Consider the following 21,141-nt stretch of genomic DNA (forward strand, 5'->3'; position numbering starts at 1 on the left):
CGGCGGGTGCTCAAGAGCATCGACGCCCCGCTGGAGGAGACCGTGCCGGCCCACCGCTCGATCACCGTCCGCGACCTGCTGACCTTCACCTTCGGCTTCGGGGCGGTGCTGGCGGCGCCGGACACCTACCCGATCCAGACCGCGATCCACGAGCTCGGCCTGGACACCACCTCACCGGACTTCGGGCCCGATGAGTGGATCCGCCGGCTGGGCGAGCTGCCGCTGATGTACCAGCCGGGCGAGCTGTGGCAATACCACACCGGCGCCGACGTGCTCGGCGTGCTCATCGGCCGGGTGAGCGGGCGGACGCCGGAGGAGTTCCTGCGCGAGCGGCTGTTCGGCCCGCTGGGCATGCACGACACCGGCTTCCACGTGCCCGCCGCCAAGATCGACCGGCTGCCGACCAGCTACGCGCACAACCCCGAGAACGGCGAACCGGTCGTGTGGGACGAGGCCGCCGGCGGCAAGTACAGCAAACCCCCGGTCTTCGAGGCCGGCGGCGACGGGCTGGTGTCGACCGTGGACGACTACCACGCCTTCTACCGCATGCTGCTCAACAAGAGCGACCAGCGGATCCTGTCACGCGCCTCGGTCGCGCTGATGACGATGGACCACCTGACCCCTGCGCAGAAGACCGAGAAGGACGCCTTCGGCGACCACTTCGGCCGGCACGGCGGCTACGGCTTCGGCATGGCCGTGCGCACCCACCGCCGCGACCTGGCCTCACCCGGCCAGTTCGGCTGGGACGGCGGCCTGGGCACCACCGCCTACGCCGACCCGGCCGAGGGCCTCGTCGGCATCCTGCTCACCCAGAGCGCCATGGACTCGCCCCACACCCAGCTCCTGCACCGCGACTTCTGGACCACCGCGTACCAGACGCTCGCGTAAGTGAGGTGTGGAAGTTTCACCCCGGGCCGCAGGTCACTGACAGGCCTTCCTGACGATGGCGGCGCGGGCCTTGACAAGGCCCGCCGCTGCGCCAACACTCTCACTCCACCGCAAGTGTGTGACATAGCACTTCGGGGCCCAAGGTGTTAGCGTTAACAGGGAGAATCCGCAGTGAGACGATTAGCGTCCGTCATCCTCGCCGGGCTTGTTGGCGCCGGCCTGTTCCTCATTCCCGCCGCGCCCGCGTCGGCGGCCCCCGTCAACCTGGCCCCCTCGGCCACCCCGACCGCGTCCTACACCTCCTCCTGGGAGAGCGTGGCCGCGATCAACGACAACATCGACCCGCCGAGCTCGAACGACACCGTCAACCGCCGCTGGGGCACCTGGCCCAACACCGGCGAGCAGTGGGCGCTGCTGACCTGGTCGCAGGCCCAGACACTCACCTCGGCGCAGGTCTACTTCTTCGACGACAACGGCGGCGTGCGCGTGCCGGCCTCGTGGAAGCTGCAGCGGTGGACCGGCAGCGCGTACGCCGACATCCCCGGCAGCTACCCGGTCGCGATCAACGCCTACAACACCGTCAGCTTCTCCGCCGTGTCCACGACCAGGCTGCGCGTCCTGCTGCAGAGCGGCCAGGGCTCGGTCGGCCTGCTGGAGGTCAAGGCCATCGGCGAGGGCACGCCGCCGCCCCAGACCGGCTGGAACCCGCCCGCGAACCTGGTCACCCCGCTCAACCAGGTGTGGCAGCACGTCGAGAGCACCTACCCCAACCTGTACGGGTTCCGCAACTACGGCTGGGACCAGGTCATGGCCAACAAGGGCTCGATCAACTACTGCGTCCGCTGGGACACCAGCGCCACGGTGACCGCCGCCCAGCGTGACCAGATCCACGCCACCCTGACCCGCCAGTTCAAGAAGTGGATGGACCTCATGGTCGGCCACAACGGCTGGCCGTACAGCAACGTGCCGCTCAAGGTGGTCGGCTGGGCCGTCAGGGACCGCGCGCAGCTCCAGTGGAGCGACAACTCGGTCGACATCTACGTGAACAACATCCGCGAGAACGCGCCGCAGTGCGCCGAGCCGTGCGGCCGCTTCTTCAACCAGAGCGGCAACTACCCCAACTGCCCGGGCGGCGCGTCGCACCACTACGACATGTCGCTGTGGCTGACCGCCGGGTTCGGCGGCGGCGCCGGAGGCGACTGGGGGCAGCGGATCGGCAGCGAGTACTACATGTCGAACCTCAACACCGACAACGTGCACATCCTGCTGCATGAGATGGGCCATTCCTTCGGCCTGGACGACTTCTACGACTGGACGCCGAGCGGCGTGGGCGGCTTCCTGATGAAGGCCGGCAGCGCCGCCCAGATCACGGAGTTCGACGCCTGGATGTTCCGTGACTGGTGGCGCCATCTGAGGAGCCGGTATGGCGTCTAGGGTCGCGGCGGTCCTCTGTCTCATCCTCGCGCTGCTGGTCACACCGGCGGAGGCGGCGACGATGGCGAAGACCGTCTACATCCCCGCCCGCTGGCAGAGCACCGGCGAGGTGCCGTGGGTCAGCTCCCGCACGAAGGAGTCGGCCAACTTCATCCTGCTCTGGGGCGACCGCTCGGGTACGAACCCCGCGAGCGCCCCCGAGCCGTACCGGTTCGACCCGGACAACGTGCTGAGCCAGTTGGAGAACCTGTACTCCTTCTACGTGAACACCATGAAGTTCACGCCGGAGACCGGCCTGCTGGCCCAGCACAAGATCATCGTCATCGTCACCAGGACCTGGTCGAACGCCCCGCTTGACGCGTGGGCCACGGGCGGTTCGACGGACGGCAGGGTCGGCGTCATCAACATCGCCCCGGGGGCCGCGCTGCCCGGGTCGTGGGGGCTGGCGCACGAGCTCGGCCACGTGTTCCAGAACTACACCTTCCTCGGCCGGTCGGGCTACGGGTTCACGCACGCCAGCGCCGGGACGTTCTGGGAGGCCAGCGCCGAGTTCATGGCGATGCAGGTCTATCCGAAGACGGCGGCCGGCGACCTGACCAGGTTCATCCGCACCGAGAACCTGGCCTACAGCAGCAGCCGCCACCACTACGGCGCCTGGATGCTGCTGCAGTACATCAAGGAGCGCGACGGCCTGGCGATGTTCAACCGGATCTGGAACGAGGCCAGGAACACCGAGCACCCACTGGAGGTCTACCGCCGGATCTCCGGCATCGACCAGGCGGAGCTCAACCGCCGCCTCGGCGAGTACGCCCAGCGCAACGTCACCTGGGACTACGTCAACCGGGCCGACTTCATGCCGTTCATCAACAGCCTGTATCCGTTCGTCACCGCCTACAACGGCGTGGCGGTGGAGCCGGTCAACGCGGCGGCCGGGCACTTCCGGATCTCCGACGCGCTGGCCCCCTCGGACTACGGCTACAACAAGATCCGTCTCGTGCCGAGCACCGACGGCGGCCTCATCCGGATGCGGTTCAGGGGCCACGTCAACGCGGCGGCGCAGTCGGGCTGGTCGTACGGCTTCGTCGCCGTGCGCAACGGCACCCCCCGCTACGGGCCGATCCACAGCTCGTCGAACGGCGAGGTGACCTTCCAGACCCAGCCGGGCGAGAAGGACGTCTACCTGGTGGTCGTCGGCGCGCCGGGCACCGTGCACAAGTACGCCTTCCTCGACGGCTACCCGCGCAACCACCGCTACCCGTACCAGTTCCGCCTGCAGGGCGCCACGCCGTGGGGGCACGAGCCGGGCCACGTCCGGCCGCCCGCCCCGGGCAACGGCCGCTGGCACTCCAACGGCGGCGGCTGGGTGGACAACCGGGCCAACGTGGCGGCCACCGCCTACGTCGGCCCGCGCGCGGCCGTCTACGGCAACAGCACGGTCAGCGGCAACGCCCGCGTCGAGGACCTGGCCTGGGTGAACTCCGGCGCGACCGTGACCGGCAACGCCGTGGTCAAGAACAGCGCCCTGGTCCAGGGCGGGGCCAACCTCAGCGGGAGCGTGGTCATCGGCGGCGACGCCGAGCCGGCCACGGCGTGCGGGTCGGGGACGTACCTGATGTTCAACCCCGACCGGCGCTGCGACGGCGCGGGCGGTGAGGCGGACGTCAACCCGGCGCACCCGATCTTCAGCGACAACGACCTCGCCTTCGGCGGCGGTGGCGACCCCGATCCGACGCCGGTCAACCTGGCCGGGAGCGCGACCCCGTCGGCGTCGTACACCTCGCCGTGGGAGAGCGTCGCGGCGATCAACGACGGGGTCGTGCCCAGCCCGCGCTGGGGGACCTGGCCGGAGACCGGCGCCCAGTGGGCCGAGTTGACCTGGCCGTCGGCGCAGACGATCAAGTCGGCGGAGACGTACTTCTTCGACGACGGCGGCGGGGTGCGCGTGCCCGCCTCGTGGAAGCTGCAGTACTGGAACGGCGGCGCCTACGCCGACGTGCCGAACCCGAGCGGCTACGCCACGACGCCCGAGACCTACAACAAGGTCACGTTCGGCGCGGTGAGCACCACCCGGCTGCGGGTGGTGCTGCAGAGCGGCCAGGGCTCGGTCGGCCTGCTGGAGGTCCGCGCCTTCGCCTGAGACGCGGGACCCGCCACGCGGGTCCCGCACCTCAGTTCCGGGACAACCGCAGCAGGGTCTGCTCGGCCGCCCGGGTCATCTCGGCGGGCACGCCCAGATCGTCCAGGTACGCGCCCGTGTCGCGCATCTCCTGCGCCCGCCGTACGGCATGCGTGCGGGTGCCGGTCAGGAACCGGTCGATGACCGCCTGGCCGTCACCCGCGAGCTGCCGGGCGACCTCGTCTCTGATCCACCGCTCGTCACCCGCGGCCCGCCCCGCGGACACGGCCTCGCACACCACCGAGGCCAGCCCCTTCATGAACACGCTGCGCAGCAGCTTGCGGGCCATGGCCGAGCCCGGCGGCCCGTCGAGCACCTCCACCGGCGCGCCGAGCGGGCGTAGCAGCCCGGCGATCGCCTCCGCGCCCGGACCGCTGGCCAGCAGCGGCACCAGGTGCCCGTGCAGCGGCACCGGGCCGAGGATGGCCACGTCGGCGAAACCGGCGATCGTGCCCCCGAGCCGCTCCATGACGGCGGGGGCCGCGGTGGTGAAGTCGGCGTAGCAGGCCCCCTCCGCCAGATGCGGCCGGCACTGCTCGGCCACCGCCGGGGCGGCCGAGGCCGAGGTCAGGACGAGCACGTACGCCGACCCCTCCACGGCCTCGCGCGCGGTGGCGGTCCTGGTGACGCCCTCGGGAGTGGCGGTGCCCGCGGGGTCGTGACCGAGCACCTCGTGCCCGGACGCGGCCAGCGCGGCGGCATAGACGCCGCCGGCCTCCCCGAGGCCGATGACGGCACAACGCATGATTCATCAATCCTTGCTCATGAGAAATGGTCAGAGGTCGCGCCGGCGGCCCAGCGCGGCGGCGGCGCGGCGCAGCTCGGGCACCCAGCCGAGCATCTCGCTCTCCGGGTGGCGCTCGGCGGGGCCGGAGACGCTCACCGACGCGATGGCGCCGCCTTCGGGGCGCGGGACCGGCGTGCTGATGCCCGAGGAGCCCAGCACGCGCTCGTTGATCGAATAGTGGTAGCCGCGCTCGCTGATCAGCGCCAGCTCGGCGCGCAGCTCGGTCTCGCTCACGGGCCGGCCGCCCGCGGTGCCGAGATCCCGCACGGCGGCGATCAGGGCGGCCAGCTCCTCCTCCGGCATGGCCGCGGCCAGCACCTTGCCCGCGCCGAGGTGCAGCGGCAGCCGGTGGCCGATCGGGAGCTGGTAGCGCAGCGGGTCGGCGCCGTCGACCCGGGCGATGACGATGCGCTCCAGGCCCGACCTGATGTGCAGGGTCGCGGTCAGGCCGGTGGTCGCGGCCAGCTCCTGCAGGACCGGCGTGGCGGCGCGGCTCAGGCCGTCGGTGACGAGGAAGCCGTGCGCGGCGCCGAGCGTGGCCGGTCCGAGGTGGTAGGCCTGCTGCTCGGCGACCACGTACCCGCGCCGCTGCAGCACGCCGAGCAGGCGCAGGGTGGTCGCCGGGGACAGCCCGGCCCGCCGGGCGACGTCCGAGAGCCGCAGCGGCTTGTCGCTGCGCTCCAGCACCTCGATCACGTCGAACGCGCGCTCGACCGAGCGCATGGACGCCTGTGGCTGCCCGGCGGTCATCGGCGGAACCCCTTCGCCTTCGCGGTGCCGGACCCCCGGCACGACATCATGGTGATCACGCGGATTCAAGAATGGCAGCCCGTTTGCCCTCTTCGAGCGAGAAGACCGCCTCCGCCCCTTCCGCGATCCGCTCGGCCTCGCCGGCCGGGACGACCACCACGCCGTCGGCGTCCCCGAGGATCAGGTCGCCCGGCGCGACGGCGACGCCGCCCACCGCGATCGTGCGGCCGAGGTGGCCGGGACCGTTCTTGTACGGCCCGGCCGACGTCACCGCCCGGGCGAAGACGGGCATGCCCAAGCCGGGGCGCTGCGCCGCAGGTCGGTACGGCGGGGCAGGAGCGCCCGCAGCCCCGGCGCGACCGCGTGGGCGGTGCCGCCCCTGGCGGTCGTGAGGATCTCCGACAGGCCGAACAGCCCGATGATGACGGCGACGAAGCTGATGCCGTCGAGCAGCCGCTCGCTGCCGAAGGTGAACCGGGGTGCCCCGGCCACGGGGTCGATGCCGACCATCGAGATCAGCAGGCCGAGCACGCCGGAGATGAGCGCCCTGGTCATGGAGCGGCCGGCGAGCGCGACGAGCAGCGAGATGCCGAGCACCATGAGGGCGAAGAACTCGGGCGGCCCGATCCGCAGGCCCAGGTCGCCGAGGGGCTTGGCGGCGATGACGAGCCCGATGGTGGCGACGGTGCCGCCGACGAACGAGCCGAGCGCCGCGATGGTCAGCGCCACTCCCGCGCGGCCCTGCCGGGTCATGGCGTAGCCGTCGATCGTGGTGATCGCGGAGGCGGCCTCGCCGGGGGTGTTGAGCAGGACGCTGGTGATGGTGCCGCCGTACTGGGTGCCGTAGAAGATGGCGGCCAGCATGATGATGGCGCTGGTGGCGTCGAGGTTGAGGGTGAGCGGGATCAGCAGCGCGACGCCGGCGACGGGGCCGATGCCGGGCAGCACGCCGATCAGGGTGCCGAGCAGGCAGCCGATGAACGCGTACAGGAGGTTCTGCGGGGACAGCGCGGTCGACAGACCGCCGAGCAGGTCGGCCAGGACGTCCATCACAGCCCCCAGCCGGCCAGGAACGGGATGCCCGACGGCGGGAGCTGCACCATCAGGCCGTGCCCGAAGCCGTAGTAGAGGCCCGCGCTGCCCGCCAGGGCGAGCACGAGCGACAACGCCCAGCTCCGCCTCGCCCGCCACTTGAGGTGGAACATCAGGAACAGGAACACGCTGATCTGGTAGCCGAGCACGTCCATGACGGCCGCGAGGATCAGGAGGCTGCCGAGGACGGCGGCCACGTGCCCCACCTCGAACCGCTCGGCGGGCGCGGCCTCGTCGCGGCCGGCCCTCACGGACTGGAGGAACCAGGCGATCGCCAGGGCTCCGAGGGCGAGGGCCAGCACGAACGGGAAGAAGCCAGGACCGGGGCCGAACGAGGTCCACAGGCTGAGGCTCAGCGACTCGGCGGCGACATAGACGGACAGGGCGACGAGGACCGCCTGCGCTCCCGTTCTCAGCCGCGCCGCGGAGGGTGGCGCGGGTGGGTCCTGCTGATGCCGAGCGAGTGCGGGTTCGTGGCTCATGGGGGTGTGTCCGCCTTTTTCACACGATTTCTTTTCACACAATGAAAAGCTTTTCCATTTCATGACAAGCCTGCTGGGCGACGGGCCGGCGTGTCAAGGGTTGCGCCGCGGTTTCCGGCTGTGTACAAATGCGTGACACGACGTCCGGAAATTCATGAAGTGACGAAGACGCCCGCCAGGTGCGGAACCGCGGTGAGGCGAGACCTGGCGGGCGACAAGATGGCACAACGACCCGGCGCCGGGCTCCTGGGGGAGGTGCTGGACTTCGCGGCCGGCCAGGTGAGGAGTTGCGTCAGGGCCGTCGTCTTCCGGCATGATCCGGTGGCCGTGCTGGGGTGGCGGGCGAACGGCCTGCGCCGCCCCCAGTCGAGGGCCGGCGCCCGCTGCGGCTCACGTGGTCGCAGGGGCGCCTGGCCGTCGAGCCGGGCTGAGACCCGGGGGTCAGACGGGGATGCCCGCCCGCATGCTCTCCCGCAGTTGCGACGGCAGGAACGACGAGCGCGGACCGGCCAGCGCCGCGTCCATCCGCTCGGCCTGGCCCTTCGTGAACATGAACATCGCCGCGTCCTCGACGTAGTCCATGTAGTTCATGAACATGTCGCCGTTGGGCGCGTTGTCGCAGCTCGTCTTGGGGAAGTCGGGGGTGCCGCGGTTGGCCCCGCCCTGGTTGGGGGTGTCCTCGACGAAGTCGGAGCCCGCGCAGCCGGTGCCGTCGTCGCCCCAGATGTGGCGCAGGTTGAACCAGTGGCCGATCTCGTGGGTGGCGGTCCTGCCGCCGTTGTAGGGGGCCGTCGCGGTGCCCGTCGTGCCGAACGCGGTGTAAAGGATCACGACCCCGTCGGTCTCGGGCGGGCCGCCGGGGAACTGGGCGTAGCCGAGCGCGTCCTTCAGCGGGCACACCCACACGTTCAGGTAGCGGTCGGCGGGCCAGGCGTTCGAGCCGCCCCGGTCGTTGAACTTGACCGCGTCGCCGTCCGGCGAGAACTCGGCGACCGAGGTCTCCTTGCGCACCACCCCGGAGGTGGGCTCGCCGTCGGGGCCGGTGGTGGCCAGCGCGAACTCCAGCAGCGCGTCGGCGGCGAGGTCGCGCCACACCTCGGGCACCTGGCCGGCGTCGGGGTTGGCGCGCCTGAAGTCCTCGTTGAGGATCTTGAGCTGGCTGTCGATCTGCTCCTGGCCGATGTTCTGCTCGTCGGTGTTGTAGACGACGTGGACCACGACGGGGATGGTCACCACCTCCTCTCTGGCGGCCGCCCGTGCCGTCTTCCTGGCGAGCGTCTCGTTCTCGAGGGCGGCCAGCGCGACCGCGTAACGCGGTGTGGTCGCGAGCAGGTGGTGGTGGACGGGCATGGTGGCACAGCGGTCGGAGCCGGACACGGAGGTTTCCCTTTCGTGGGGGATCGGTTGTCCGAACCTTCTACCCGTACCGTGTTTGTTTAATCACTTAGAGTAATGTCTTGAACCTCCCGTGACGGGAGGTCTTACGGTCGTACCGTGACCGAGAACGACCGCAGGTGGAGCATCGGCGAGGTGGCCAAGGCCACCGGTGTCACCATTCGCACGCTGTACCACTACGAGGAGATCGGCCTGGTCCCGGCCAGTGAGCGGACCGCGTCGGGGCATCGCCGCTACACCGAGGCCGACCTGCGGCGGCTCTACCGGGTGCGGGCGCTGCGCGGGCTCGGGCTGTCCCTGGAGGAGGCCGGCGGCGTCCTCGACCGGCCCGGCGACGACCTGACGGCGCTGCGCGCGCTGCTCGGCGCGCAACTGGCCGAGCTGGACCTGCGGGCCGCCCGCATCGTGCAGCTCAAGGAGCAGATCAGCGGGCTGGTGTGGCTGCTGGACCAGGAGGTCATGCCGGACCCCGAGCGGTTCATGGCCACGCTCGAACTGCACTCCGTGTACGAGTCCTACTTCGGCCAGGAACTGCGCGACCACCTGGCCCGGCGGCGGGCCGAGCTCGGCGAGGAGCACATGACCGCCGTCCGGGACGGCTGGCTCGCGATGGTGCGCGAAGGCCGCCGATACATGCTGGACGGCGTCCCCGTCGAAGACCCCCGGGTGCAGGCCCTGACCGCGCGCTGGGAGGCGATGGTGGCCGGGATCCAGACCGGCGACCGGCAGGTGGACGAGCGGCTCACGGCCGCCGGCATGGAGCTGTGGCGCAACAGCGGCGCCGAGGTCGTCGAGGCGGTCGCCCGCCAGATCGACTGGCTGGACGCGGACGACCTGCCCGCCTTCTTCGGCTACCTCGAACGCGCCAGGAAAGCGCGCGAGTAGCCCCTACCTCAGCGAGGAGAGCAGCGTGAGCGTGCCCTATCCCGCCGCGCCGGTGCGGCCGGAGCGCAACGAGGTCGGCGGGCTGGTGTTCGACGACCCCTACCAGTGGCTGGAGGACGACGCCGGCGACGGCGTGGCGGAGTGGCAGAAGGCCCAGGACGAGCTGGCCCGCGCCTCCGTGCACGGCTGGCCGCACTACGACGCGCTCGCCGGCCGCGTGGGCGAGCTGGTCGAGCAGATGGACGCCAGGAACCTCGTGGTGCCGGTGCGCTACGGGCCCCGCTGGTTCCGCGCCCGCATCCCCGAGGGCCGCGAGCTGATGGTGTTCGAGACGGCCGGCGAGGTCACCGGCCCCTGGCGGACCGTGATCGACCTCAACGAGCTGTCCGACGGCACGCCGCTGCGGATGGGCCCGCAGCCGTCGCCGGACGGCGCCCTGCTGGCCTACTCCCTGGACGCCTCGGGCCGCGAGCTGCCCGTGCTCAAGGTCATCGAGATCGACACCGGGAAGGTCCTGCTGGACGGCGTGCCGCAGCAGCGGCCCGGCCTGGTGGCCTGGCTGCCGGACGGCGGCGGTTTCTTCTACATGGCCAACGACCCGGCGCCCGGCGCGCCGCTGCGGTGGCGGCTGTACTTCCACCGCCTCGGGCAGCCGCCGCCGGCCGAGCCGGAGCCGCTCGACATCCCCACCATGTGGGCGATCCCCAGGATCTCCCGCGACGGGCGCTGGGCGGTGCTCCAGGCCGACCACCTGCGGCCCCGCCCGCACTTCGTGACCCGGCTGGACGAGCCGTGGCGGTGGCGGGAGTTCATCACCGACACCGAGCACCTGTACAAGGGCGTGGCCGTCGGCGACTCCTACGTGGCCGTCACCACGCTGGGCGCGCCGCGCGGCCGGGTGGTCCGCATTCCCCTCGACGGCCCCGGCGACCCGGCGGACTGGGAGGAGCTGGTGCCCGGCGGCGACACCGTGCTGACCGGCGTCACCCTGGTGGGTGACCGCCTCGTGCTCGGCGAGCTGGTCGACACCGTCTCCCGCGTCCGCGTCCTGGACCTCGACGGCAAGGAACCGGCCGAGGTGCCGCTGCCCGGCCCGGGCTCGGTCAGCTCCATCGCCCAGGGCGTCATCGCGCTCGGCGTGATGGACCAGGTCGTCGGCTGCGAGGACGCGATCACCTTCGGCTACACCTCCTACACCCAGTCGCCGACGGTCTACCACTACGCGCTGGAGACCGGCGCGCTCACCAGGCTCCAGGGGGCGGGCCACACGCTGCCCGGGCTGGTCACCCGCCGCGTGTGGGCCACCTCGGCGGACGGCACCCGCGTGCCCTGCACCCTCGTGCATCACGCCGGCCTCGACCGCTCACGGCCGCGGCCCACTCTTCTGCACGCGTACGGGGGCTTCAACATCGCCGAGCTGTCCTCGTACCTGGGGCCGCTGGCCGCGTTCGTCGAGGCGGGCGGCGTGTACGCGCACGCCCACGTCCGCGGCGGCGGCGACTTCGGCCTCGCGTGGTGGGAGGGCGGCCGCCTGCACCACAAGCAGAACACCTTCGACGACCTCTACGCCATCGCGGACCTGCTGATCGCCGACGGCGTCACCGCCCCCGACCGGCTGGCCTTCCACGGCGTCTCCAACGGCGGCCTGCTCGCGGGCGTCGCCGTGACCCAGCGGCCGGAGCTGTGGCGGGCCGTCGTGTGCGGCGTGCCGAAGCTCGACCTGATGCGCGTCGACCGCGACCCCCTGGGCACGGCCGCGACCCTGCCCGAGTACGGCGACCCCCGCGACCCGGCCGACGCGCCCGTGCTCATGGCCTACTCGCCCTACCACCACGTCGAGCCTGGCACCCCTTACCCGGCGATCCTGCTGGACGCGGGGGCCAACGACCCCCGCTGTCCCGCCTGGCACTCCCGCAAGTTCGCCGCCAGGGCCCAGGCCGCCACCACCTCAGCGCACCCGGTGCTGCTGCGCGTGTGGTCCGGCGCGGGCCACGGCGGGACCGGCTGGAGCACGATCGTCGCGCAGCAGACCTACTGGCTGGCGTTCGTCATGCGGGAGCTCGGCCTCACCCCCCGCTGACCGGGACCCGGGAGGCCGTGGTGCCGCCGCTCGCCGCCTGCCAGCCCGCGACCACCGCCGGTTGACCGGCCAGGGCGCGGGTGAGGGGCACGGTCACGGTCGTGGTGCCGCGCGGCACGGTCACGACCCGGCCGCCCGCCGTACCCTGCGCGTCACGGACGAACAGGTGCGCCTTACCGCCGGCCGCGGCGCGCAGCGTCACCCGCACCGCGCCCTGCCGGACCGTCGCCGCGACCACCCGGCCGCTCTCGGACTCCCGCGCCGCCGGGCCACCGGCCAGCGGCAGCCGCACCCGGACGGCCTGCTCCAGAGACTGGGGCGAGTCCAGGCTGGACAGCGCGACGTCGGGGATCACCGGGGGAGTGGCCGGCCGGTCCGCGGGAGGCTCGAAGCCGGCCAGGGCGGCGACGCCCCACCGGTACGGGTCGCCCTGCACCCCGCCCCACGTCGACCAGCCGATCCGGGTCTGGCCGGTCTTGTCCTGGGTGTCGGAGTCGTACACGAGGATGTTCAGCCCGAGATGAGCGGGATCGACGTCGTCCGGCAGCACCGCCATCGGGATCGCCATCTCCACCGCGTACGCCCCGGCGGACACCACCGACGCCACCTTCATGCCCGGCGCCGCCGTCTCGCCAGGTCCCTGGCGGTTGTCGGCGTCGCGCAGGAAGCACGCCGGCCCCTCGGCCGTCACCGGCAGCACCGCGGCCTTGAACGTCGTCGAGGTGTTCTCGGACGTGCCGCGCGGGTCGAGGGCGACCTCCACCGCGTCGGTACGCCAGTGCCGCTTGCAGTCGGAGGCCGCCAGCCGGGTGCCGAGCACGTCGTCCTTGACCTGGACCAGCAGGTAAAGGGTGTCGTCGTGCCAGGACACCTTGGCCGTGCCCGAGCAGTCCGCCGCCGACGAGCACGCGGTGCCCTCCCACAGGCGGGAGACGTCGAGGGCGGGGCCCGCGTACTCGCCGTCGCCCTCGGCCCCGTCCACGGCGGGCGCCGACGACGCCTCCGGGACGGACGTGGCGGGGACCAGCTCCAGCGCGGGCTTGCTGGTGGCGCCGTCCACGGTGATCGTGTAGGCGTAGTCGCCGCCCTCGTTGGAGGTCTTCAGCGAGGGGTCGGAGTTGGTGACGGTGAAGGGCACCGTCGCCGACGCGCCCGCGGCCAGCCCGCTGTACGGCGCCTCGGCCCGGTCGGCGGTGAACCCGGCGGGCAGGTCCAGCCGCACGGTTCCCGACCTGACGGCGTCGCTCACGTTGGTGACCACGACGCCGACCTGCCGGGAGCCGCCCGACGGAAGGGTCAGCACGGGCGGCACCAGGCCGCGCACCTGCGGCACGCCGACCTCGGTGGTCCACCGCTCGTACTGGGCGACCTGGGGGAGCGGCTGCTGCGCGGCCCGCACGGGCGGGCTGACCTCGACCTGCCGGTCGGTGTAGCCGCGTCCCCGCTCGGTGGTGAGCACGGCCGCCACGCGGGCCCTGCCGTTCGCGCCCTGCGGCGTGACCTGGAACTCCACGGACCCGGTGCGCCCGGCCCCGATCCGTCCCAGCTCGCCGGAGCCGCTCACCCGCCAGCCGGCCGGCACCCGCAGCGCCACGGCCGAGCGGCCCAGCGCCTCACGGGGGGCGGTCACCTCGGCCTCGACGGTGAACGGCGTGCCGGGCAGCACGTCGAACGTCCTGGTCCGCAGCCCGAACCGGGTGCCGAGCGGAACCGTGCCCGCGGCCCTGGTCAGCGCGCCGTCGAGGATCGCCGTCGGCGCGGCGGCGGCCGCCGTGCCCGGCTCGGGGAACGGCACCCGCGCGTCCACCTGGGTGAAGAAGTCGCAGCCCAGCCTGGCCGGATCCGTCGGCAGGTCGGGGAAGCCCGCCCAGCCCTGGGAGGCGTACACGCGCTGCGCGTCGCGCTCGACGGCGGCCCACGTCGTGCCCCGGCTCGGCGAGGCGCGCCCGCTCCACACGCCGAACACGTTCTGCGCCGGGTTGGCCGGGCGGAACGTCGAGGCGCACTCCTGGCCGGTCTGCGACGTGCCGCGCGCGCCGCCGGTGAGCAGGCGGGCGGGCGCGAACGGGCGCAGCCCCTCACGGGTGATCTGCTCGGGGAACGCCTTCGGGTCGGCCGCCGCGTAGAACGCCTCCACGGCCAGCCGCGCGGCCTGCTGGTGGTTGCCGTGGTTGCCCGGCGTGGGCGCCGGATCCATGGTCAGCAGCACCTCGGGCCGGGTCTGCCGGACGAGCCTGACGACCTTGGCCAGGGTGTCGCCGCCCCACACCTGGTCGGTCAGCGGCGCGCTCACCGTGTAGTAGAAGTCGACGTCGTCGAGGTTGAACACCTCGGTGACGCCCGCCTTCCCGACCGCCGCCCGCTCCTCGGCCTCGCGGATCAGGCCGAGCGCCGGGCCCTCCTCCGGGCCGACGGCGTTGCCGCCGCCCTCGCCCCGCGTGACGGTCACGACGCCGGTGCGCACGTCGTGGTCCTCGTTCCACTGGCCGAGCGTGGACAACGTGAACGCCTCGTCGTCGGGATGGGCGCCGACGAACAGCGCGTCGAGATCGACGGGCGCCGGCTCACCCGCCACGGCCGGAGCCGGCGCCTGGATGAGGGCCAGCGCCACGGCGGCGGCCAGCAGGATCGGTCTGGTACGCATCGAGCCTCCGGGGGGTTACTCGCGGACCGCCCCCTGGAGCAGGCCGCGGACGAAGTGACGCTGGAGGAACAGGTAGAAGATCACGACCGGGGTCGCGACGATGACCGAGCCGGCCGCGAGGAGCGTGAAGCCGGAGGTGTACTGGCCCTGGAAGAAGGCCAGCCCCAGCGGCGCGGTCCGCAGCGACTCGCTGGTCACCATGATCAGTGGGATGAGGAACTCGTTCCACGTCCACATGAAGACCAGCACGGTCAGCGTGATCACGGCGGGCCTGGCCGGGGGCAGCAGCACCTGCCACAGCACGCGCCAGCTCGACGCGCCGTCGATGCGGGCCGCCTCCACGATCGCCCGGTTCGAGGCCCGGAAGTAGGCCCGCATCCAGAACGTGCCGAACGCCACCGACAGCGCCACCTGCGGCAGCGAGATCGACCAGAACGTGTCGATCAGGCCCAGCGAGCGCAGGTCGAAGTAGAGCGGCACCGCGATGGCCTCGCTGGGCATCATGATCCCGAGCATGAACAGGTAGAACAGGATCGACTGGCCGCGGAAGCGCATCGTGCCGAAGGCGTACCCGCTCATGATCGACAGCACCACGCTGACGACCACGACGAACGCCGACACCATCAGGCTGGTCCGCAGATAGGTGCCGAACCGGCCGATCTCCCACGCCGCCGCGAAGTTGCCCAGCCCGGCCGTGCCGCCGCTGTCGGCGGGACCGAGCGCGGCCGACAGGATCACCACGATCGGATAGAGCGCGAACGCGGCGAACACCGACAGGATGACGTAGTTGGCCACCCGCTCCCCGCGCGAGATCACGAGGTCCTCCTGTCCGCGAAACGGTTGATCCCGAACGAGATCGCGAAGATGACGATCGTGAGCGTGACGCCGATGGCCGCCGCCGAGCCGATCTGGCTCAGGCCGAAGGCGCGGTGGTAGACCTCGTACGACGGCACCGAGGTGGAGTCGCCGGGGCCGCCGCGCGTGGTGACGTACACGAGGTCGAAGGTGCGCAGCGCGGCGATCACCGTCAGCGTCAGCGCGACCGCGATCTCGCCGCGCACCGACGGCAGCGTGACCGCGAAGAACTCGCGCACGGCCCCGGCGCCGTCGAGGCGGGCGGCCTCGTACAGGTCCGGCGGGATGCGGCTCATCCCGGCCAGCAGCAGCACCGTCACGAGGCCGGTCTCGAACCAGGTGCCGACCACGCCGACGGCCGGCAGCGCGAAGGTGTAGTCGCCCAGCCAGCCCCGCGTCAGCGATTCGAGTCCCAGCGCTTCGAGCAGGCCGTTGAGGGTGCCGTCGGGGGCGTACACGCGGCGCCAGGCGACCGCCACCACGACCATGGCGATCACCTGCGGCAGGAACACCACCGTGCGGAAGAAGCCCAGCCCGCGCACCTTGGCGTGGTTGAGGATCGCGGCCAGCGTCAGCCCGATGACCAGCGGCCCGGCCGCGTAGAACACGATGAGGACCAGCGCGTGGACGAACGCGGCCCGCAGCCCCTCGTCGGCCACGATCGCCACGTAGTTGTCCAGCCCGGCCCAGCGGCCGAGCGACAGCCCGTCCCACTCGAACAGCGAGATCTGCACCGCCCGGCCGATCGGGAAGAGCAGGAACGCCGCGTAGATGGCGAAGGCGGGCAATATGTACAGGTAGGCGACGCGGCGAGGCTCCCCCGGTGGGCTCGCCATCCTAGCCGTTGCTCTCGGCGAAGGTCTTGTAGTCCTTCTCCAGCGTGCCGAGGAACTCCTGCGGCGTCGCCTTCTTCGCCAGCAGGTCCTGCAGCGCCGCGCCCAGCGTGTCGGCGAACGTCGGCGTCGCGTAGTCGAGATACGGCACCAGCCCGTCCTTCCCGCTCACCGTCCCGAACGCGGTGAACACGTCCTGCTGCGGCCCCGCCGGCACGCTCTGCGCGGCGGTGTCGGCGACCGGCAGGTTGCCGGTGTCCGCGAGCACCTTCATCGCGTCCGCGTTGGTGATGAAGTCGATGTACGCCGCCGCCGCGTCCGGGTTCGGGCTCTTGGCCGTGATCGCGAACGGCAGCCCCGTGCCCCCGGTCGCCACCGGCGGCGCGTCCGGCGTGGCGCCCGGCGGCAGGACGAAGCGCAGGTCCGCGCCCAGGGCCTTCTGCAGGTCGGCCAGCAGCCAGGTGCCGCCGATCAGGAACACGCCCTCGCCCTTGCCGAACGCCTGCCAGGCCGCGTCGTAGCCCTGGCCGTTGAAGCCCTTGTTGAAGTAGCCCTGGTCCACCCAGCCGACGAGCTGCTCGGCGGCTTTGACGTTCTCGGGCGTGTTCCAGGAGGCGCCCTTGCGGCCGAAGGCCAGCGTGGCGATCTGTTCGGCGGGCACGCCACGGCTCTGCACGGTGCCGAACACGTGGATGGCCGGCCACTTGTCGAGGTTGCCGAGCTGCAGCGGCACCTCGCCGGCCGTCTTGGCCTTGGCCAGCGCGGCCTCGAACTCGGCCCACGTCTTCGGCGGCCGCAAGCCCAGCTTGGTCAGCTTGGCGGCGTTGTAGAAGACGCCGACCACCTCGCCGACCTGGGGCAGGCCGTACAGGTTGCCCTCGCCGAACAGCTTGCCGTCGGCGCTGTAGCGCGAATACTTCAGCACCGAGTCCGGGTAGCGCTTCGCCCATCCGTACGCCTCGGCGTAGGCGTCCATCGGGCGCAACTGGCTGGCCTTGACGAACGCGCCCATCGACGAGCGGCCGTTGTTGGCCTCGACGACGTCCGGCGGCTCGTTGCCGCTCAGCGCCAGGCGCAGGGTGGTGTTCAGGTCGTCGAAGGAGCGGGACACCCGATTGAGCTTGATGTTGGGATATTTCGCCTGGAAGGCGTCGTTCAGCTTCTTCATCTGGGCGGCCTGCCCGCCGCGTACCTCCTGGTCCCAGACGGTCAGCGTGACGTCGCCGAGCGCGGCGGGGTCGGTGCGGACCGGCGCCGCCGCGCTCGCCGGCGCGGTGGTCGAGGCCGGTGGGGCGGAGGAGCCCGGCGCGCACCCGGCCAGCAGCGCCGCGCCCATGGACAGTGCGGCGAGTGTGCTGGTACGTCGCGTCTGGGGGGTCATGGTCGTCACTCCTTCTGCACCGGCACGCGGGGCGTGTCCGGGTCCTCGGGGTCCTCGAGCCGTGCGGGATCCTCGCCCGGGCGCTTCCCCGGGGACGAGGGAGTCATGCCCACGTCGGCGTACCGGGCGATGGTGGCGGCGGCGCGGCGTACCGCGCCCACCGGGACCGTCGGCACCAGCCGGTCGAGGAAGGCGTAGCGGCGGGCCAGCGAGCTGCCGTAGGCGCCGCTGTGCCCGGCCGCCTCGCGCACCTCGTGCCACCAGTCGGCGATGTCGCCCCAGCCGGGCGCGGCCAGCGAGCCGCCGAACTGCTGAACGGCCAGCGCCGCGCACACCCCGGCGAACGCCAGCCGGTCGGCCAGCGGCCACCTGGACAGCGTGCCGAGCACGATGCCCGCGCCGAACACGTCGCCCGCGCCCGTCGGGTCGAGCGCCGTCACCCGTGGCGCGGGGACGAACGCCTCCTCGCCCGTCGTCGAGTCGATCGCCATCGCGCCGTTGGCCCCGTCGGTCACCACGGCAAGGGGGACCTTGTCGGCGATCGCGTACAGCGCGTCGCGCGGGGTGTCGGTGCCGGTGTAGGCCATGGCCTCGGTCGCGTTCGGCATGAACGCGTGGCAGACCGAGAGCTGGTCGAGCAGCGAGCGCGACCACACGCCCGACGGGTCCCAGCCCACGTCGGCGAAGATGAGCGCGCCGTTGCGGTGCGCCAGCTCGGCCCAGTTGGCGGACCCGCCGCCGAGCGGCTCCTCGGCCGACAGCGTCACGATCACGGCCCGGGAGCGCGGCGGGGAGCCGATCATCTCGGAGGCGGCCATGGGCGCCGGGTGGCCGTGCGTGACCATGCTGCGGTCGCGTTCGACGGCCATCGACACCGTCACCGGCGAATGCCAGTGCTCGAAGCGCCGCGATCTGGACAGGTCCACCGACTCCTGCTGCTCCAGCGTGCGCCAGCAGAAGTCGCCGTAGTCGTCGTCACCGAACGCGGCGGCCAGCGACGTGCGCAGGCCCAGCCGGCTGGTCGCGATCGCGAGGTTGGCGATGCCGCCGGGACACGAGCCCATGCCCTCGGCCCAGATCTCGGTGCCCGCCGCGGGCATCGCCGGCAGGCCGGTGAAGATGATGTCCAGGAACACGGTTCCGGCCAGGAAGACATCGAACTGCGGACCCTCCGGGGTCCGCTCACCGGCGAGAGGGTCGTACGCCTGGACAGACACGGGAATGGGTCCTCCTCGACACACCGAGATGTGCGCAATCTTGCACGTTTGCTCGCGTACTTCAAGTGTTACGCGCGAGTTTATGAGTCAAGATGCTTACTTGTGCGCGAATCTGACTGATAGACTCCGGCCGTGCTCCAGCGCCTCAGGCATGCCGAGATCATGCGCCGCGTCCGCACGTCAGGCGCCACCAGCGTCCGGGATCTCGCCAGCCAGCTCGGGGTGAGCCCGTCCACCATCCGCAGGGACCTCGAGGTGCTCGACCGCGACGGCACGCTGCGGCGCGTCCGCGGGGGCGCCCTGCCCAGCGTCGACGCCGACACCGACCGGCCCTTCGCCGAGGTGGCGGCCACCGACGGGCAGGACAAGGAGGCCGTGGCCGCCCGCGCCGCCCGGCTCGTCGCCGACGGCGACGTGGTCCTGCTCGACATCGGCACCACGACGATGTGCCTGGCCCGCCGGCTGCGCGGCCGCCGGGTCACCGTGGTCACCTCCAGCCTGGCCGTGCTCGACGCCCTGCGCACCGACACCGAGGTCGAGCTGCTGCTGCTCGGGGGCATGGTGCGGCGGCCGTACCACTCGCTGGTCGGGGTGCTGACCGAGGCCGCGCTGAGCCAGGTGGTCGCCGACCGGGTGTTCCTGGGCGCCAGCGGCGTGCGGCCCGACGGGCAGCTCGTCGACACCACGCTCGCCGAGGTGCCGCTGAAACGCGCCATGATCGCGGCCGCCGGGCAGGTGGTGCTCGTGGTCGACCGGCACAAGTTCCCCGGCACCGGCGCGCTGCGGGTGTGCGGGCCCGAGGACATCGACGTGGTCGTCACAAATGAGGGCGCCGACCCGGCGACGCTGCGCAACTGCGCCGCCGCCGGCGCCGAGGTGCTGCTCACATGAGAGGTTTCGAATGAAGCTGGCCGTTCTCGGCGGTGGCGGGTTCCGGGTGCCGCTCGTGTACGGCGCGCTCCTGCGCGATCGGGCCAAGCCACGCGTCGAGGAGGTGGTGCTCTACGACGTGTCGCGGGAACGGCTCGACGTCATCGCGCACGTCCTGCGTCGGCTCGCCGCCGGGCACGACGACGCGCCCGCGGTCCGGGTCACCACCGACCTGGACGACGCCCTGCGCGACGCCACCTTCGTCTTCTCCGCCATCCGCGTCGGCGGCCTGGCGGGCCGCACCGCGGACGAGCGGGTCGCGCTGGAGCTGGGCCTGCTCGGCCAGGAGACGACCGGTCCTGGCGGCATCGCCTTCGGCCTGCGCACCGTGCCCGTCGCCGTCCACGTGGCCGAACGGGTGGCGGCGCTCGCGCCCCGCGCCTGGGTCATCAACTTCACCAACCCCGCCGGGATGATCACCGAGGCCATGCGGGGCGTGCTCGGCGACCGCGTGATCGGCATCTGCGACTCGCCCATCGGCCTGATCAGGCGCGCCGCCGCCGCGCTCGGGCTCGACCCGGCTCGCGTGTCGCCCGACTACGTCGGCCTCAACCACCTCGGCTGGCTGCGCGGCCTCACCTACCAGGGGCAGGACGTGCTGCCCCGCCTGCTCGCCGACGATGACGCGCTGCGCCAGGTCGAGGAGGCCCGGCTGCTCGGCGCCGACTGGGTGCGCACCCTGGAAGCGCTGCCCAACGAATACCTGTACTACTACTACTTCACCCGTGAGGCTGTCGCCTCCATGTCCGGCCGGACACGGGGCGAGGTCCTGCGGGGGCCGCAGGACCGGTTCTACGCCGCCGTACGCGACCGGCCCGGCCAGGCCCTGGAGGAGTGGAACCGCACGCGGCGCGAGCGCGACGCCACGTACATGGCCGAGGCGCGCGACGCGACCGACGCCGGGGAGCGCGACGCGGCCGACCTGGAGGCTGGCGGCTACGAGGGCATCGCGCTCGCCCTCATGGCCGCCATCTCCAGGGGCGAGCCCGCCACCATGATCCTCAACGTCCGCAACGGCACCGCCGTCCCCGGCCTGCCCGCCGACGCGGTCGTCGAGATCCCGTGCGCGGTCGGCGGGTCAGGCGTCCACGCCCTGGCCACCCGCCCGCTTCCCGGGCGGTTCCTGGGCCTGGTGCAGCAGGTCAAGGCGGTGGAGCAGACGGTCATCGAGGCGGGGCTGACGGGGTCGCCGCGGCTGGCGGTCGCGGCGTTCGCGCTGCATCCCCTGGTGGACTCCGTGGCGACGGCCAGCCGGCTGTTCGACGCTTACCGCGCCCGCATTCCCGAGCTGGCCGCCGTCTTTCCCGGCTGA

General features: G+C 72.2%; 18 protein-coding genes. 7 read left to right on the forward strand and 11 right to left on the reverse strand.

Going from position 1 to position 21,141, the window contains the following annotated elements; all coding sequences use genetic code 11:
* The 3 genes from C4V41_RS56165 to C4V41_RS56180 form a co-directional block, all read left to right on the forward strand.
* The coding region (locus C4V41_RS56165) for a serine hydrolase domain-containing protein (protein ID WP_103964277.1) at window positions 1–888 on the forward strand (888 nt) is incomplete at its 5' end.
* Window positions 889–1,059: 171 nt separating this feature from the next.
* The gene (locus C4V41_RS63685) at window positions 1,060–2,322 is read left to right on the forward strand and encodes a hypothetical protein (protein ID WP_200824946.1); all 1,263 of its coding nucleotides are present in this window, start codon (window positions 1,060–1,062) and stop codon (window positions 2,320–2,322) included.
* A complete protein-coding gene (locus C4V41_RS56180) occupies window positions 2,312–4,459 on the forward strand; it encodes a DUF6055 domain-containing protein (protein WP_200824947.1) in 2,148 nt (715 codons plus the stop codon). The genes C4V41_RS63685 and C4V41_RS56180 overlap by 11 nt, the downstream gene beginning before the upstream one ends.
* Before the next feature lie 31 nt (window positions 4,460–4,490).
* Here C4V41_RS56180 and C4V41_RS56190 read toward each other — a convergent pair whose 3' ends face one another.
* The 6 genes from C4V41_RS56190 to C4V41_RS56215 all read right to left on the reverse strand — a co-directional run bounded on the left by C4V41_RS56190 (window position 4,491) and on the right by C4V41_RS56215 (window position 8,986).
* Entirely contained in the window at window positions 4,491–5,243 is a 753-nt protein-coding gene (locus C4V41_RS56190; RefSeq protein ID WP_200824948.1) for a DUF1932 domain-containing protein, read from the reverse strand.
* Between the two features lie 30 nt (window positions 5,244–5,273).
* Window positions 5,274–6,035, reverse strand: a complete 762-nt coding sequence (locus C4V41_RS56195; RefSeq protein WP_235031014.1) for an IclR family transcriptional regulator — start codon at window positions 6,033–6,035, stop codon at window positions 5,274–5,276.
* Window positions 6,036–6,090: 55 nt separating this feature from the next.
* Window positions 6,091–6,327, reverse strand: a complete 237-nt coding sequence (locus C4V41_RS56200; RefSeq protein WP_103964279.1) for an RraA family protein — start codon at window positions 6,325–6,327, stop codon at window positions 6,091–6,093.
* A complete protein-coding gene (locus C4V41_RS56205; protein WP_200824949.1) occupies window positions 6,303–7,085 on the reverse strand; it encodes a tripartite tricarboxylate transporter permease in 783 nt (260 codons plus the stop codon). The genes C4V41_RS56200 and C4V41_RS56205 overlap by 25 nt, the downstream gene beginning before the upstream one ends.
* Window positions 7,085–7,609 (reverse strand): tripartite tricarboxylate transporter TctB family protein, encoded by a 525-nt coding sequence (locus C4V41_RS56210; protein ID WP_103964280.1) that lies wholly within the window; start codon window positions 7,607–7,609, stop codon window positions 7,085–7,087. The genes C4V41_RS56205 and C4V41_RS56210 overlap by 1 nt, the downstream gene beginning before the upstream one ends.
* 441 nt (window positions 7,610–8,050) lie before the next feature.
* Window positions 8,051–8,986, reverse strand: a complete 936-nt coding sequence (locus tag C4V41_RS56215; protein ID WP_200824950.1) for a zinc metalloprotease — start codon at window positions 8,984–8,986, stop codon at window positions 8,051–8,053.
* A 117-nt stretch (window positions 8,987–9,103) separates the two neighbouring features.
* On the opposite strand from C4V41_RS56215, the gene C4V41_RS56220 reads away from it, so the two are divergent.
* On the forward strand, window positions 9,104–9,889 hold the full coding sequence (locus C4V41_RS56220) for a MerR family transcriptional regulator (RefSeq protein WP_103964281.1): 786 nt from the start codon (window positions 9,104–9,106) through the stop codon (window positions 9,887–9,889).
* A 25-nt stretch (window positions 9,890–9,914) separates the two neighbouring features.
* A complete protein-coding gene (locus C4V41_RS56225; protein WP_103964282.1) occupies window positions 9,915–11,969 on the forward strand; it encodes a prolyl oligopeptidase family serine peptidase in 2,055 nt (684 codons plus the stop codon).
* Here C4V41_RS56225 and C4V41_RS56230 read toward each other — a convergent pair.
* The 5 genes from C4V41_RS56230 to C4V41_RS56250 are packed head-to-tail and all read right to left on the reverse strand — an operon-like array spanning window position 11,956 to window position 18,899.
* A complete protein-coding gene (locus C4V41_RS56230) occupies window positions 11,956–14,613 on the reverse strand; it encodes a sugar-binding protein (protein WP_103964283.1) in 2,658 nt (885 codons plus the stop codon). The genes C4V41_RS56225 and C4V41_RS56230 overlap by 14 nt on opposite strands.
* A gap of 15 nt (window positions 14,614–14,628) precedes the next feature.
* Window positions 14,629–15,429: a carbohydrate ABC transporter permease gene (locus C4V41_RS56235; RefSeq protein ID WP_103964284.1), complete on the reverse strand. Its 801-nt coding sequence runs from the start codon at window positions 15,427–15,429 to the stop codon at window positions 14,629–14,631.
* Window positions 15,426–16,304 carry a carbohydrate ABC transporter permease gene (locus tag C4V41_RS56240; protein ID WP_103964285.1) on the reverse strand — a complete coding sequence of 293 codons (879 nt, stop codon included), beginning with the start codon at window positions 16,302–16,304 and terminating at the stop codon, window positions 15,426–15,428. Before C4V41_RS56240 ends, C4V41_RS56235 begins: the two co-directional genes overlap by 4 nt.
* A 1-nt stretch (window position 16,305) precedes the next feature.
* Window positions 16,306–17,682 carry an extracellular solute-binding protein gene (locus C4V41_RS56245; protein ID WP_103964286.1) on the reverse strand — a complete coding sequence of 459 codons (1,377 nt, stop codon included), beginning with the start codon at window positions 17,680–17,682 and terminating at the stop codon, window positions 16,306–16,308.
* Window positions 17,683–17,687: 5 nt separating this feature from the next.
* A complete protein-coding gene (locus C4V41_RS56250) occupies window positions 17,688–18,899 on the reverse strand; it encodes a PfkB family carbohydrate kinase (protein WP_103964287.1) in 1,212 nt (403 codons plus the stop codon).
* Between the two features lie 132 nt (window positions 18,900–19,031).
* Here C4V41_RS56250 and C4V41_RS56255 point away from each other — a divergent pair, with 132 nt between their 5' ends.
* Together C4V41_RS56255 and C4V41_RS56260 are read left to right on the forward strand one after the other, a co-directional pair.
* Complete coding sequence (locus tag C4V41_RS56255) at window positions 19,032–19,790, forward strand: DeoR/GlpR family DNA-binding transcription regulator (RefSeq protein ID WP_103964288.1); 759 nt, start codon at window positions 19,032–19,034, stop codon at window positions 19,788–19,790.
* Window positions 19,791–19,800: 10 nt separating this feature from the next.
* A complete protein-coding gene (locus C4V41_RS56260; RefSeq protein WP_103964289.1) occupies window positions 19,801–21,141 on the forward strand; it encodes a 6-phospho-beta-glucosidase in 1,341 nt (446 codons plus the stop codon).

It is taken from the genome of Nonomuraea solani, assembly GCF_900108335.1.
In the GTDB taxonomy this organism is placed as follows: domain Bacteria; phylum Actinomycetota; class Actinomycetes; order Streptosporangiales; family Streptosporangiaceae; genus Nonomuraea; species Nonomuraea solani.

Coding starts and splice junctions, on each gene's coding strand:
- C4V41_RS56180 (WP_200824947.1), top strand. CDS start 2,312: ATGGCGTCTAGGGTCGCGGCGGTCCTCTGTCTCATCCTCGCGCTGCTG.
- C4V41_RS56190 (WP_200824948.1), bottom strand. CDS start 5,243: ATGCGTTGTGCCGTCATCGGCCTCGGGGAGGCCGGCGGCGTCTATGCC.
- C4V41_RS56195 (WP_235031014.1), bottom strand. CDS start 6,035: ATGACCGCCGGGCAGCCACAGGCGTCCATGCGCTCGGTCGAGCGCGCG.
- C4V41_RS56200 (WP_103964279.1), bottom strand. CDS start 6,327: ATGCCCGTCTTCGCCCGGGCGGTGACGTCGGCCGGGCCGTACAAGAAC.
- C4V41_RS56205 (WP_200824949.1), bottom strand. CDS start 7,085: ATGGACGTCCTGGCCGACCTGCTCGGCGGTCTGTCGACCGCGCTGTCC.
- C4V41_RS56210 (WP_103964280.1), bottom strand. CDS start 7,609: ATGAGCCACGAACCCGCACTCGCTCGGCATCAGCAGGACCCACCCGCG.
- C4V41_RS56230 (WP_103964283.1), bottom strand. CDS start 14,613: ATGCGTACCAGACCGATCCTGCTGGCCGCCGCCGTGGCGCTGGCCCTC.
- C4V41_RS56240 (WP_103964285.1), bottom strand. CDS start 16,304: ATGGCGAGCCCACCGGGGGAGCCTCGCCGCGTCGCCTACCTGTACATA.
- C4V41_RS56245 (WP_103964286.1), bottom strand. CDS start 17,682: ATGACCCCCCAGACGCGACGTACCAGCACACTCGCCGCACTGTCCATG.
- C4V41_RS56260 (WP_103964289.1), top strand. CDS start 19,801: ATGAAGCTGGCCGTTCTCGGCGGTGGCGGGTTCCGGGTGCCGCTCGTG.